Here is a 14,679-nt window from a genome sequence, read left to right as displayed (position 1 = left end):
TGATTATTCTAAAATTATCGCATGGGGATCGTCATCCGACAAAGTTTAAAAGGCTCAATAGTTACCTATTTAGGTACGGCCATCGGGACGTTCAATGTCATTTTTCTCTACAATAAATTTCTGACCCAAGCGGAAGTAGGTTTAATAGCCGGTGCATTGGTCAGTATTCCCTTGATTTTTTCATCGTTTACGCACTTTGGTATACCCCATATTGCTGTACGCTTTTTCCCTCATTTCGATAATCCTGAAAATCAACATGGTGGATTTTTTACCTTTCTTTTGCTCTCACCTTTAGTAGGATTGGCTTTATTTAGTTTTGGCTATGTGGCTCTAAGAGGGGTTTTCAATCAGTTTTATGCTGAAAACTCGCCATTGCTACCTACTTATTTTTATTATATCATTCCCCTTACCGCTAGTTTTCTGTACATGAGTGTATTGGAATCCTATGCAAGAGTACATTTAAGGATTGTGGTTCCTGCCATCATTCGTGAGCTTTATTTACGAATCGCCAATGCTCTTTTGATTGTAGCTTATGGCTTTGGATTTCTGAATTTTCATCAATTGGTGCAAGGGATCACTGTTTCGTATATACTTGCCGTGGTGGCGCTATTACTTTACATTAAACAGTTAAAACGCTTCTATACCAAAATGGATTTCTCCTTTTTGAGAAAACCAATCTTCAAAGAAATGATGGGTTACGGAGCATGGGTAATTTTGGCAGGAGCCAGTTTTACGCTAATTCAACATGTGGAGAAAATCATGTTACCAGCCTATGCTGGAGGTTTAGGTACCACGGCCATTTTTGATATCAACTCCCGTATGGCCTTGATGATTGCTATTCCAAGAAATGTGATTGCTGCTATTTCTACCCCCCTTTTGGCCCAAGCTTGGAAACGAAATGACACGAGTCAAATTGAAGAAATTTATAAGAAATCGTCATTAAATTTGCTCCTAGTGGGTTGTTTCTTATTTCTTTTGGTGTGGGTCAATCTAGACCAAATCTACCAAATCATTCCTAGGTCCGAAGTGTATGAAACGGGGCGCTGGGTGGTCTTGATGGTGGGTATCAGTAAGATTATTGACATGGGTACGGGATTAAATTCGGAAATATTGATTAATTCTAAATTTTACCGCTACGACTTACTTTTCTACATCATTTTAGCGAGCATCGTGGTCATTGGTAACCTCATATTTATCCCACTTTATTCATTTAATGGTGCGGCATTCGCAAGCCTATTAGCATTATTCATTTACAATGCCATCAAATATGTATTCATTTGGGCCAAAATGGGCTTACAGCCCTTCGAAATCCGTACGCTAGGTATCTTAGTGGTGAGCGGCATCATTTACCTATTGGTCAAGCAAGTGCCTGAAATTGGTGGAGAAAAATGGATTAGCTGGTTTTTAAATCTGAGTGTTAAAACGATTAGTGTGAGTATCCTGTTTTTATTGGCAGCCTGGAAGTTTAATTTATCTCCAGACATGAACCAATTGATTAAAAACTATTTGAAGAAATGAAATTAATGTCATTGGCCGGTGGCCTTCCTCATTATTATAATTTGGTGCTGAATAAATTACAGCATGAATTTGGTGTGGAAGTAGTCGTTGTAGTACCATCCGGCAATGGTGCAACGTTAGGCGCTGGTGTTTTTGAGAGTAAAAGCGGTATTGAATTTAAGGTGATTTATGCCGAAGAGTACACGACGTACTATGGCAAAAAGTTCTTTAAAGGCCTAAAAGATTTAATCCTTCAAGAAAAACCTGATGTGTTAATGGTCAATTGGCCATATCAATTGGCTTATGTTTTTTATCCATCCTGGTACCGCTTTTTGCGTCAGCAAAATGTAGCACTCATTTCCAAAGAGATTCCTTTTCAGGTTCCTCAGTATCAAGAGGCCATCGACTATTACTTACGAGGAGGTGGAATTACTGAAAATAACCAACAACATCAGAAAAGTACATCCCTGCTAGCATACCTAAAATATTGGTTGGTAAGAGAAAGCCGTAAACGATTTGTAAATCTAGTGGATGCCCACATCAATTATTTGGATGAAGCTAAGCAAATACATGCTAGCTATGGAGTGTCTGAGGAAAAAGTCTTTGTTACTGCCAATTCACCTGATACGGATTATATAGCTCAGCAATATGCCGCTATAGAAAAGGTAGGCTTACCTGAAACTCACCCGCACCGATTACTCCATGTGGGGAGATTGGTTAAATGGAAGCAGGTCGACTTGCTCATCCAAGCAACGGTACAGCTTAAAGCTCAATTCCCATTAACTGAATTACACATCGTGGGTGATGGCCCTGAATTAGACACACTCAAGGAATTAGCTGAAAGCCTAAACGCTAATGAGTATATACACTTTTGGGGAGGCATTTACGACATGCAAGAGCTAGGAAAAATCACCTTGGCCTCCGGCATTTATGTATTAGCTGGTATGGGAGGTTTATCCATCAATGAAGCCATGTGTTTTGGCAAACCAGTAGTTTGTTCGGTAGCCGATGGTACCGAAAAAAGGTTAGTCAAAGAAGGCCTCAATGGACGGTATTTTGAGTCTGGATCAATGAAAAGCTTGGTAGATGTGGTTTCAGATTTATTCCAACATCCAGAAAAAATCAAGCAATTGGGATTGGCTTCCAAGAAGATTATTGAACAAGAAATCAATATACATACCGTATTAAATAATTACATGGAGGCCTTTAAATTTGCCATAAATCATCAAAATAAGCGGTAGTTTTATTTAAACATCACAACAAAATTGACATGAAAGTATTACAAATAGTAGGTGCCAGACCTAATTTCATGAAAGTAGCACCGTTACACCGTGCCATACAGGCCATGGAGGGCTGGGAATCCAAAATTGTACATACTGGTCAGCATTTTGACGCCAATATGAGTGATGTATTTTTCACTCAATTGGAATTACCTAAACCTGATTTCTTCTTAGGTATAGGTGGAGGTTCGCAATCTGAAGTTACTGCCAAAATCATGTTGGCTTTTGAACCCATTGTTCAAGCCGAAAAGCCAGATTTGATCATTGTAGTAGGAGATGTAACTTCTACCCTGGCTTGTACTTTAGTAGCCATTAAGCTGGATATTCCTGTGGCACATGTTGAAGCTGGTTTACGTAGTGGTGACCGCAAAATGCCCGAAGAGATTAATCGAATTTTGACTGACTCGGTGGCTAATTACCTTTTTGTTACCGAAGAAAGTGGTATGCAACACCTAAAAAATGAAGGTGTAGCTCCCGAAAAAGTATTCTTTGTAGGTAATGTCATGATAGATTCTCTAGAACGCTACCGTGAAAAAGCCAAACAGAGTTCCATCATGGAGGATTTGCAGGTTCAAGCCAACAAATTCATTGTAGTCACTATGCACCGTCCAGCTAATGTGGATACCGAACAAGGGCTAAATTCTATCTTGGAATTATTGGAATTGAGTACCTCTCAAACCAAAGTGGTCTTCCCTATTCACCCAAGAACGAGAGCCCACATGGATAAATTTCAATTAACGAATCGACTGAATAAAATTCCGAATTTGATTCTTACTGAACCTTTAGGTTATTTGGAGTTCATTCAATTGATGTCCAATGCCTCCGCTATTTTAACTGATTCTGGAGGAATTCAAGAAGAAACAACCTATTTAGGAGTTCCATGCTTAACCTTCCGTGATAGTACGGAAAGACCCATTACGGTCACTTTAGGTACTAACCAGTTATTGGCGGATTTAGATCCAAAGAAAACCTATGCTGCCTTATTAGCCATTTTGAAAGGTGAAGTCAAAAAAGGAGAAGTACCTCCTCTTTGGGACGGACATACTGCAGAAAGAATTGCCGCCATTATCCACCAATTGTTTCCGCATTCATGAGCCAAACTCGACCCTTGAAAATCGTTCTACTTTCCTACCATAATCATAATGGTGGAGCAGCGATTGCCTGCGGTCGACTGCATGACGCTTTGGAAAAAGCAGGCCATCAAGTGACTACCTTAGTTCAAGAGAAAACTGGTGAAGACTCGTCCATTTTACTAGCTGTTTCCGCTGTGAAAAAATGGATGGCATTTCTCCGATTTGTAGCAGAAAGGCTCTATTTTGCTCGATTTGAACGAAATAAATCCATTCGTTTCTTGTTTAATCCCGGTATTTTCGGACAAGATATTTCCCAACACCCTGCTATCCAAGAAGCGGACATCATTCATTTACATTGGGTCAATTTTGGCTTTCTTTCCATCCGCTCCATTGAAAAACTATTACAGTTGAATAAACCTGTTTTCTGGACCCTGCACGACATGTGGGCATTCACCGGAGGATGCCATCATAGTGGAGATTGTAAAGGCTTTGAACAGACATGTGGACACTGTAAATTTTTAGCCAAACCAGAACCTCAAGATTTATCTCATCAATTATGGGCAAAGAAAATGAAGCAATTTCATTATCCCAACTTACAAATCATCACTTGCTCTGATTGGTTGGGTAATCGGGCTAAATCAAGTAGTATATTAAATGGTACCCCAATAAAAACCATCGCTAATCCCATCGATGTGGCTATTTTTCAACCGGGAGATGCGACTCAAGCCAAAATCTCTCTCGGGCTAAATCCTGACAAACAGTATTTATTGTTTGTTGCCATGCGCGTTTCTGCCCCAGAAAAAGGTTTTTCCTATTTAAAAACCGCTTTACACCAATGGGCCATTGAACATCCCCTTTTAGTTCAACAAACCGAACTTTTAGTCGTAGGTGAAATTTCGGATCCTGAAATCATGCAATCTTTGGCATTGAACATACATACCTTAGGAAAAGTACAGGATGTATCAACGATGATAAAGGCCTACCAATCATCCGCCATGTTTATTACTCCATCTTTGGAAGAAAACTTACCCAATACCATCATGGAAGCCATGGCCTGTGGAACACCATGCTTGGGTTTTGAAGTAGGCGGAATCCCCGAGATGATAGACCATGAAGTCAATGGTTATGTTGCACAAAAACTTCAAGCAGCAGATCTTTGTCGAGGCATTTCCTACATCCTACCACAATCTGAAAAATTAGGTCAAGAGGCAAGAAAAAAAGTGGCCACTCATTACGAGTCCTCCATCATTGCTAATAAACACCTACAATTTTATCAAACCAGCCTATAGTATGTCAAAACTTCTCAGTATTATCACGGTCACCTACCAAGCTGAAGCTTACATTGAAAATACCTTGCGCAGTATTTTCTCCCAAGGTGAGCAGGATTTTGAAGTCATCATCATGGATGGTGGATCCCGTGACCGTACATTAGAGCTGGCACAAAATTATGCCTCTCAGATTGCACATATAGTTTCTGAGCCAGACAAAGGAATTTATGATGCCATGAATAAAGGCATGAAATTAGCCACAGGCAAATACCTCTATTTTTTAAATGCTGGAGATACTTTTGCGGGTCCAGATACCTTACACCAAATACTTTTGGACTTACAAAAAGACCCTGACGTACTTTATGGAGATGCCATATTTGTCAACCCCGCAGGAAAGGCCATTGGCTTACGTTCTGAAGTCAGTCCACATCCACTTCCGGATCACTTAACTTGGAAAGACTTTGATAAAGGCATGTTAGTATGCCATCAATCCTTCATAGCCAAAAGAGAATTAGCCCCTGCGTTTTCCATGGAATACCGCATGAGTTCGGATATTGATTGGGAGATTAATTGTTTGAAATTGGCAAAAGGAATCCAGAAAACAGCCTATCCCATTTGTCGCTACTTAATGGGAGGGGCCTCCGTTAAGAATCTAAAAACAAGTTGGAAAGAAAGATTTCAAATATTGAGCAATCACTTTGGCTTTTTTACCACGTGCATGAATCACCTGATTATCATCATTCGAGGTCTACTTTTTACCTGGCAAAAAAGAGGTAAATACTGGTAATCTTTTATAATTTTACAGGAATATGAAAAACCTAAACTACTTAGTCATACTTTTTTTACTTCTTTCTGGACCTATATCTTGGGGCCAAAAGTTTAAATTAGAAAGCAGTGTAGGTAGTAGCCGTATAATGTGGTATGAAAATCAACAAACCATTGATTTCTCTACACAAATTACCTTTCAAAAACCTAATGCCAAAAAACTATTTTTCTTGAGATTAAAAACCTACGGAAATACGCATCATTCTCCCGTAGACTTAGCCAATTATAGTTTTATTGAACCTCAAAATACCCCAACGAATTTAAATGAATTAGAATCTGCTTACCGAGGTGGAGAAGCAGAATTGGGGATTAAGTGGCAGCATAAAGCTAAAAAAGTAGATCCTTTCTTCTATCCCATGGTAAGTATTTATAGTAAATCATTGGCTAGAAAAATTTCGACCCCGTCTTATAAATACATTGAAGAAGAAAAATACAGTTTACATGGTATTACGGCTGGTTTTGGATTAAAAATTCCGGGTAAAAACGACTTCGCTATTTCGGCACAAGTATTTGAACCTATCATTCGGGAAGTCACTTTATTTGGACGTTATGTAGGTGTGCCATTTCAAACCCTAAGTACTGCCAACGACCTTTCTTTTAAAGGGAAATTGGAATATAAACACCAACAAATCGGGGCAACCTTCATGTATGAATTGCTTAACTTGGGCTCGTCCTCGAATCCAAATTCTAAATCAATTCCGGCTTCTAGTGTACATTTTCTTTCTGCCTACCTTACCTACTATTTTTAATGATACGCATTATTTCTACCATCAGGATTTGTATTTGCTTACTCATCCCTACCCTCGCTTGGTCACAAAGCAAAGATGAATTTTCGAATAAAACCTTAGCCAACGTAGAAGTACAAGCCTTTGAAAAAAAACGTAACCCACTCCGTTCACCTGATGCCATTGTATTACTAGATTCCAGTAAACTGCAAGTTGGGAATGCCCTCAGCTTCTTACCTGCATTAAATTCACAAGCCGGTATTCGAATGGAAGAACGCTCTCCGGGTAGTTATCGTTTAGCCATACGAGGTAGCTCACTTCGAGCACCTTTTGGTGTTAGAAATGTGAAAATTTATTGGAATCAAATGTCCTTTACTGATGCAGGAAATAACTCTTATTTTTCCCTGCTGGATCCTGAACAATTCCAACAATTAGTGGTATCCAAAGGTCCTAGTGGAGGTCTATATGGAGCAGGAACAGGTGGTGTATTATTACTTTCCAGTCAAGCCTACCGTGCTCCTTCGGTTCAGCATCAAGAACTTTTTCATTCCTTAGGCGGATACAAACAATCCTGGGATATTCGATTGGGAAATCCTACGAGTTCCCATCGTTTTTATACCTCATTTTGGCAACAAAAGGGTTACCGTGATCAATCAGCCATGAAAAAGCAATGGTTTTCCTATGAGTGGAATAAGAGTTTTGGTACAACTGGAGCCATTAATTTAATTGCTTATTATGGTGATTTGGCTTATCAAACTCCAGGTGGATTAACCCTAAAACAGTACCAAGAAAATCCCATTCAAGCCAGACCAGCGGCTGGAATCAATAAAGGAGCTATCGAGCAAATGGCTACCTTTAAATTAAAGAGTTATTTTGTAGGAGCACATGTTTCCAACGCTTGGAATTCCAATTGGGCTTGGGATGCCATTCATGCTGTACAAGTTAATAGCATCGAAAACCCAACCATCCGAAATTATGAATTTAGAGAAGAACCTAACTTAAATAATCGAGGAGTTATCCACTACAAACAAGCTGCTGGAAAAGGTCAATTTACATGGGATCTTGGATACGAATTTCAAATAGGACAGTTTGATAGCCGTACCTATGGCAATCGCAAAGGGGTCAAAGATACTTTACAATTTGAGCAAAATACCCGTGTACAACAAGGGGGCATTTTTACTCAATTGGAATATGATGGAATTAAAAATTGGGCTTTTACTTTAGCAGGTAGTTACAATAAACTTTGGACTGAATTCCAATCCAGTGAAGGGATATTTTCTCCTAGATTAGCCATTGTAAGAAGATTAGGTGCTAATCAAAATTTAGTAGCTAAGCTTGCCCATGGATTTTCTCCTCCTAGCATCGCTGAAATCAGACCTTCCACCAATGTCATCAACCGTTCTTTAAGAGCAGAAAAAGGATGGAATTATGAACTTAGTTATCGCGGATGGAGCCCTGCTGCTAATTTAACCTGGGATCTAAGTGTATACCAATTCAATTTGGACGAAACCATCGTCTTGAGAAGAGCAGCCGATGGCGCTGATTTTTATGACAATGTAGGGAAAACGACCCAACAAGGAATGGAATTAAGTCTTCAGTGGGCAGCTACTTCCTACCTACAAGTCCTTTCTGCAAGCACCTGGCAGAACTTCAGATTCACGGATTACAGTACGGCAGGCAAAAGCTATAACGGCAATTTCTTGACAGGAACTAGTCCATTCCAACAATCACTTTTAGTGGTATGGAAAATATTGCCAGGCTTAAGTTGGAATCAGCAGTTCCTAATGACCGATTATTTATATCTGAATGATGCCAATACAGATGTTTTACCTGCTAGTCGAGTATGGAATAGTAAAATTTCCTACCGAAAAAATAAGGCTAAATACACTTGGGAATTATGGCTTGCGGCAGATAATATTGGAGATGAAAAATACAGCGCAGGTCCCGACTTAAATGCTGTAGGTGCACGATATTACAATGTTTCCCCAGGAAGAAATTTTTCTGGAGGTCTAACACTGAATTTCTTTTAATTAAGAAGGACGGGTAAAATTCAACTTTTCCATTAATTCACTAGCATGTGAATCACTAACAGGTATCTCAAACGTTCCAATTTTGATTCTTTGCTGCTTGATAGATTCTATCTTTCGCATGTTCACAATAAAGGACTTGTGTACACGCATGAAGGAATGATTCGCTACTTTGGCTTCAATGGATTTCATCGTCAGCTTGGTCAAAATAGGTCTTTTTTCTCCTTCCAAATAGATTTTAACATAATCTTTCAATCCTTCTATATGCGTGATTTGAGGAATAGAAATGCGAACCAGGGCATACTCCACATTCACAAAAAAGAAATCTTCCTGAGCTAATTCAGGAATAGCCGCTTTGGATCCAGAATCCAATTTATTTTTCTTGTTTTGAAACAATTCCAAAGCCTTATGAGCTGCTAAGCTAAAGCGCTCAATGCTAACCGGCTTCATCAAATAATCTACTACATCTAATTCATAACTTTCCACCGCATAATGATCATAAGCCGTGACTAGAATGGTCAAAGGTTTTTCTTTCAAGGTTTGTAAAAACTGAGTCCCTAACATACCCGGCATTTGTATATCCAAAAAGATTAAATCCACCGTTTGGGTTTGAAGAACTTCCATGGCTTCGAAGGCATTCTTGCAAGATGCCACCAATTCCAAAAAAGGCAATTGTCTGACATTCTCTTCCAATAACTTTCTCCCCATGTTTTCATCATCAACAACAATACATTGTAGCTTTTCCATATGCCTATAATTTATGCAATTTCAATCGCAGTCCTACTTTAAAATCTTTTTCCAAATCCTCAATATTGAGTACATGTCTTCCTTGGTACAATAATTCCAAGCGTCGACGAACATTTTTCAAACCTATTCCAGAGCTCTCATCCTTTACATTCGGGTCATGATCTCCTTTTTTATTTTCCACTTTAAAATTCAAAATACCATCATCAATTCCAAAACTAATTTTAATCACCGGATCAACCACGAATCCTACCCCATGTTTAAAAGCATTTTCAACAAATGGAATCAATAACATGGGTTCAATGATGCAATTTTTCACCGTACCTGTTAGTTCAAACTCAATTTTCACATCATCATCAAAACGCATTTTTTGCAAGTCGATGTAATTCTTTAAGTATTCCAACTCCTTATTCAAGGGAATCATGGATTGATCCGAATCATACAGCATATAGCGCATTAAATTGGATAAACGGATGGTAACATCCTCCGCTTGTTTATCCGCTTTGGTACGAATCAAATACACAATACTATTTAAGACATTGAAAATAAAGTGGGGAGAAATCTGTGAACGAAGAAAAGACAATTCCGACTTCATTTGCTCATTTTTTGATTCTTCATTTCTCGCTTCTATGGTTATGAATTCCAACAATAAACCATAGGTAGAGGCAATTCCCGTTATCATAATTAAAGGAAAAAACCCTTTTAATGTAGGCCATTCTAAAGCACGATCATCGAATGGCAATAAATAGGCCATGACGAAATACTGAATGAACCAAAAAGAAATCACCAATAAAATGACTGAAACAATGTAGGAAACAACACCACCTTGTCTAAATACAATAGGTATCAAGACTAAGGTGATGGTATAGAACAGAGGAACTACAGTGCAAATTTCTAACCAAATATGTTCCGTGAATTCGGGATTTTGGTGTGGATGTGGATGATCATTGGAGTGCGACTGGTGCACAGGACTTAATAAGGGTAAACCAATCCATAATCCCCATAAAATGAGGTTGAAGAGTATTTTAAATGTTCGTTGAGATTTAGGTTGCAATAAAGCCTTCCACATACACCTTGATATATTGTCCACAAAGCTAGCCAATCTATACCAAATTAGAAATCCACTCTACTACTCAGCAAAATGCATCGACGAACGAGCAAATTTCAACTTCTAAAGAATATTTCTACACTTATCGACAAAATAGGGGGATACATCCTCCTTTCAACTAAGCTAATCGAATATAAATTTTTTGCTAAAAAAAGCTTTCTACATTCGTTTCATTAATTCAAACCACCGTTATATGAAACTTTATTCAATCCGCCCCCTAGTATTCTGTTTATCCGTGTTTATGTCAACAATTAGCTTTGCTCAAACCACGCTATCGTCACAAGATAGAAAAGAGAGCAAAGATGTATCTGAAACCAAAACTTTATTTAAAGGAGGAAGCTCCCCTAAAATCAAAAGTTTTGGTTTATCTTTTTCTCCCATTGTACAGTTCGGTCAATTGGGCCCACAGCAAGGAGGGATTTTAGCCTTGCATCTTAACAACAAATGGGAAATTGGAGCAAGCGTTTTAGGAAGCATGCGTCACAGAAACGAATTTTATTCCAATGATTTAAGACAAAATTTCTCTGCATTATCATTAGCATATACACCCAATGCTAATAAATTAGTTCACCTAAGCTTTCCGTTAATGATAGGTGTCATTCGGTATCAAGATGAAACCATGCTTGCTACTATGCCAGGACCAGGTGGCCGATTCGATAATTTTTATTGGAGAAATGGCCGAAATGCCTTTGGTCTACAACCAGGTATCAATGCTGAATTAAATGTTCATAAATACATCCGCTTGTTTGCTGGTGCTAATTATCGACTAGCCATAGGGAACGACGAGCTTCCTGAACTATCTGGATTTTCGGGCCAAGTTGGCTTAAAAGTGGGATTCTTCAATCACAAGGTTAATAATAAAAAATAATATCTGCTCTCTGAATACTTAAAAAGGCGGACCGTATGGTTCGCCTTTTTGTTTTACTTTAAAAAACGTTTCAAAAGACATAACTCTTATTCATTTTTCCCATTTACGGGTAATTCAGAATTAATATCCCGACTATTATTTCTATTTTAACCCTACATTTAATTTTTTCCAAGTTAAATGGATATTTAAACCTATGTCAACATGTCTCCTACACCTACTATCTTATTAGTCTGTGAAGAAACGATTTTAGCACAAACCATCAATTTTGTGCTACAAAAAAATGAATTTAAAATTCTTGTGTGCCATGATGGACATACGGCATTAGAAATACTTAAATCTGAGCCTGTTGATTATTTGATCACAGAAATCCTTTTACCTTTTTATAGTGGTTTCGATTTGATCCATCATTTTGTTCAATCCCACACTTTCAAAAACATATTACTTTTATGCGTTTTTGAGAATCCTGGACTTATGGAACGAAGTCTAAACTTCATACCTATAAAACAAGTATTGAAACCTTATAATCTCCAAGAAATCAATCAAATTGTCAAGGAAAGATTGATTCCAACACAGTACATTCACCAAGAGTCCAATTAAAAGGCTATGTATATATCTCTACTTCAATATATTTCTGTAAGCCTTGCAGCAATTCTTGTAATTCTAAGTCTACTCCTATTCTTCATCCGAATCTATAAAAAACTACAGCGCACCAAAAAAGATATTGTAAAAACTAAAACGATTCAATTAATAGAAGAATTAGTCCTTAAAATAAATAATCCAGAGTACCACCCTGATTGGATTAATCCCAATCTAGAGCTGATTTTAGACTTCAAAAAAAACTATATCGATACAAGTGAATTTGAAAGAAAGATAGTCACCCATGAATTACTCACGTTACATCGATCCTTAAAAGACATTGCTTCAGAGCGTATTCGTGACTTATACATTCGCTTAGGTCTAGACCAAATTGCGCTCAACTTATTGAAAAATAAGAAATCCTATGACCATCCTAAAATCATTTGGGAATTAGGTCAAATGAGAATTATTGAGTCCATCGATCTCATTAAAGCCTGTTTAAAATACCAAGATGATAAGGAAATCCAAATAGAAGCTAGTGTTGCTTTACTCGTATTACAAATCGATAATCCGCTGGTTGGAATTGAGCATTTCACTCACATGAACAAGGGCCAAAAACAGTATTTTATTGAAAGCTGCAAAAAATTAGATCAGAGAAATATCCCTGATTTTTCCCTGGGTTTTTCATCCACCAATATTCATGTTGTTGAAATTTGTCTCATCTTATGTGATTATTTTAAACAAAACTATGATTCTGAAATCGTAAGAAAATTACTGAAGTCCCCCAACCCCGATATCACGGTTGCCGTGGCTAATCTCCTATTTAAAACAAATAATTATGTGTTGATTAAAGAATTACTCGCTACAATTCAAAACATAGAAGACGTATATGTTCAAGTCAATTTGATGAAACAGATTAAGCTGTTAGAAATAAAGGACTTATTAGACGATTTGGTGGATGTCATTAATAATCCCGATACTGTCGACGAAGTTAAGCTTGAGGCATTACGAAGTGCATGTCGCTTATCTGAAAAATTTGATCAAACATTTACTTTAGAGCACATCCATGTTGTTGATGAAAAAATTAAAAAAATGTTTCTTCATGCCCAAGAAAGACTGATTTAATATGGCAATATTCATGGACATCTTGTTATTCGCATTATCCATCATCATGGTATTTTATGCTCTATTTGTCGTTCTGTGCTATGTTTGGATGGTGTACAGTGCCTATGGAGAAATGGAAAAATACAAAAAGGCAAACGACTACATTGATTACAGTTTGCTTCTTTCAAGTCCGCTTGTTCCAGGAATTAGCATCATAGCTCCTGCTTACAATGAAGAATTAAACATCAATTATAATGTAAAATCTCTGCTTTCTCTGTACTACAACCTGTATGAGGTTATTGTTGTGAATGATGGAAGCAAAGATCAGACATTGCAACAGCTCATTGAGGAATTTGATCTTGTCAAAGTAAATTTTTACCAGCAAAATAAACTGAATACGCAGGCTATTAGAGGGATTTATCGTTCAAAAAACCATTTATATTTCCGACTAACTGTTGTGGATAAAGAAAATGGAGGTAAAGCAGATGCACTAAATGCAGGTATTAATGTCGCTAAATTTGAATTGACAGCTACTATCGATGTAGATTGTATTTTGGACAATAATGTACTTTTGAAATTAGCTAGACCATTTCTTACTCATGGAAAAGATGTTATAGCAGTAGGTGGAGCCGTGAAAGTAGCTAATAGTTCTACCATATTTAATGGTCGGATTTTAGATGTCAAATTACCTCAATCCTTATTAGCCAAATTACAGGTATTAGAATACATCCGCGCATTTTCAATTGGTAGATTATCCTGGTCAAGTATCAATTCGCTTATTTTGGTTTCTGGAGCATTGGGTGTTTTCAATAAAAAGGTACTCATTGAATCAGGGGCATATCAAACGGATACAGTGGGTGAAGACATTGAGCTAATTGTGCGTATGAGAAAGCACAAACAAAAGCAGAATAAACCATCCAAAGTGGTCTATGTACCGGAACCTTTATGTTGGACCGAGGTCCCAGAAGATGTAAATGTCTTAATTGGTCAGCGAAATAGGTGGACTCGAGGGGCGATTGATACACTACTCAGACACAAAGATTTACTCTTAAACGGAAAATATGGAGCATTGGGTCTCTTTGCCATCCCCTATTGGTATATCATTGAATGGTTTTCATTTATCATACAATTTGTTGGTTTCTTTGCTACATTGATACTGATTATATCAGGATTAGTTAATCTGAAATTACTATTTTTAATAGCCTTATGTTCATTACTTTTTTATTGGATTTTATCAGTTATTGCGCTCCTGCTTGAAGAAAATTCATACAGTCGAAATCCAGAAGATGGATCCGTCTTTAAACTCTGGCTACTGATATTTATTGAACCCATCATTTATCACCCTATTAACATTTATGCGGCTATTCGAGGTAATATTAGCTATTTCAAAGGCAATAAATCATGGGGAAATATGAGCAGAAAAGGATTGAATTGAGTTGATTCACAAATGTAAATTTCATAAGTAGGGTTCCTAACCCAATTACGTAATAAAGTATTGACCTAAAGTTTGAACAAAAAAAGGCCAAAGAATAATTCCTTTGGCCTTTTTTTCAACATTTGCCTAATGATCAAGGCAACAAGATT

13 protein-coding genes are annotated in these 14,679 nt (G+C 37.5%); 11 read left to right on the top strand and 2 right to left on the bottom strand.

Annotation, left to right across the window (positions count from 1 at the left end; translation table 11 throughout):
- Window positions 1-21: 21 nt before the first annotated feature.
- The 7 genes from G9H60_RS02115 to G9H60_RS02085 are packed head-to-tail and all read left to right on the top strand — an operon-like array spanning window position 22 to window position 8,698.
- Complete coding sequence (locus G9H60_RS02115; RefSeq protein ID WP_223142472.1) at window positions 22-1,518, top strand: polysaccharide biosynthesis C-terminal domain-containing protein; 1,497 nt, start codon at window positions 22-24, stop codon at window positions 1,516-1,518.
- Window positions 1,515-2,738: a glycosyltransferase gene (locus G9H60_RS02110; RefSeq protein ID WP_223142471.1), complete on the top strand. Its 1,224-nt coding sequence runs from the start codon at window positions 1,515-1,517 to the stop codon at window positions 2,736-2,738. Before G9H60_RS02115 ends, G9H60_RS02110 begins: the two co-directional genes overlap by 4 nt.
- Before the next feature lie 29 nt (window positions 2,739-2,767).
- Window positions 2,768-3,871, top strand: coding sequence for a non-hydrolyzing UDP-N-acetylglucosamine 2-epimerase (wecB, locus tag G9H60_RS02105; RefSeq protein ID WP_223142470.1), 1,104 nt, complete (start codon window positions 2,768-2,770; stop codon window positions 3,869-3,871).
- Window positions 3,868-5,139, top strand: a complete 1,272-nt coding sequence (locus G9H60_RS02100; RefSeq protein ID WP_223142469.1) for a glycosyltransferase — start codon at window positions 3,868-3,870, stop codon at window positions 5,137-5,139. Before wecB ends, G9H60_RS02100 begins: the two co-directional genes overlap by 4 nt.
- A gap of 1 nt (window position 5,140) precedes the next feature.
- The gene (locus tag G9H60_RS02095) at window positions 5,141-5,905 is read left to right on the top strand and encodes a glycosyltransferase family 2 protein (protein WP_223142468.1); all 765 of its coding nucleotides are present in this window, start codon (window positions 5,141-5,143) and stop codon (window positions 5,903-5,905) included.
- A 22-nt stretch (window positions 5,906-5,927) separates the two neighbouring features.
- A complete protein-coding gene (locus G9H60_RS02090; protein WP_223142467.1) occupies window positions 5,928-6,692 on the top strand; it encodes a hypothetical protein in 765 nt (254 codons plus the stop codon).
- On the top strand, window positions 6,692-8,698 hold the full coding sequence (locus G9H60_RS02085) for a TonB-dependent receptor (protein WP_223142466.1): 2,007 nt from the start codon (window positions 6,692-6,694) through the stop codon (window positions 8,696-8,698). The genes G9H60_RS02090 and G9H60_RS02085 overlap by 1 nt, the downstream gene beginning before the upstream one ends.
- Here G9H60_RS02085 and G9H60_RS02080 read toward each other — a convergent pair whose 3' ends face one another.
- Both G9H60_RS02080 and G9H60_RS02075 read right to left on the bottom strand, forming a co-directional pair.
- The gene (locus tag G9H60_RS02080; RefSeq protein WP_223142465.1) at window positions 8,699-9,442 is read right to left on the bottom strand and encodes a LytR/AlgR family response regulator transcription factor; all 744 of its coding nucleotides are present in this window, start codon (window positions 9,440-9,442) and stop codon (window positions 8,699-8,701) included.
- A gap of 4 nt (window positions 9,443-9,446) precedes the next feature.
- On the bottom strand, window positions 9,447-10,508 hold the full coding sequence (locus G9H60_RS02075; RefSeq protein WP_223142464.1) for a sensor histidine kinase: 1,062 nt from the start codon (window positions 10,506-10,508) through the stop codon (window positions 9,447-9,449).
- A 280-nt stretch (window positions 10,509-10,788) separates the two neighbouring features.
- Between G9H60_RS02075 and G9H60_RS02070 the strand changes: the two genes are divergently transcribed.
- From G9H60_RS02070 to G9H60_RS02055, 4 genes are all read left to right on the top strand, one after another.
- A complete protein-coding gene (locus G9H60_RS02070; RefSeq protein ID WP_223142463.1) occupies window positions 10,789-11,415 on the top strand; it encodes a hypothetical protein in 627 nt (208 codons plus the stop codon).
- Window positions 11,416-11,616: 201 nt separating this feature from the next.
- Window positions 11,617-12,012: a response regulator gene (locus tag G9H60_RS02065; protein ID WP_223142462.1), complete on the top strand. Its 396-nt coding sequence runs from the start codon at window positions 11,617-11,619 to the stop codon at window positions 12,010-12,012.
- Window positions 12,013-12,018: 6 nt separating this feature from the next.
- Window positions 12,019-13,116, top strand: coding sequence for a hypothetical protein (locus G9H60_RS02060; RefSeq protein ID WP_223142461.1), 1,098 nt, complete (start codon window positions 12,019-12,021; stop codon window positions 13,114-13,116).
- Window position 13,117: 1 nt separating this feature from the next.
- A complete protein-coding gene (locus G9H60_RS02055) occupies window positions 13,118-14,530 on the top strand; it encodes a glycosyltransferase family 2 protein (RefSeq protein WP_223142460.1) in 1,413 nt (470 codons plus the stop codon).
- Window positions 14,531-14,679 lie beyond the last annotated feature (149 nt).

The organism is Aquirufa aurantiipilula, assembly GCF_019923745.1.
Classification (GTDB): Bacteria; Bacteroidota; Bacteroidia; order Cytophagales; family Spirosomataceae; genus Aquirufa; species Aquirufa aurantiipilula.
Note: the sequence above shows the minus strand (reverse complement) of the source record. Positions and strands in the feature narration are given on the sequence as shown.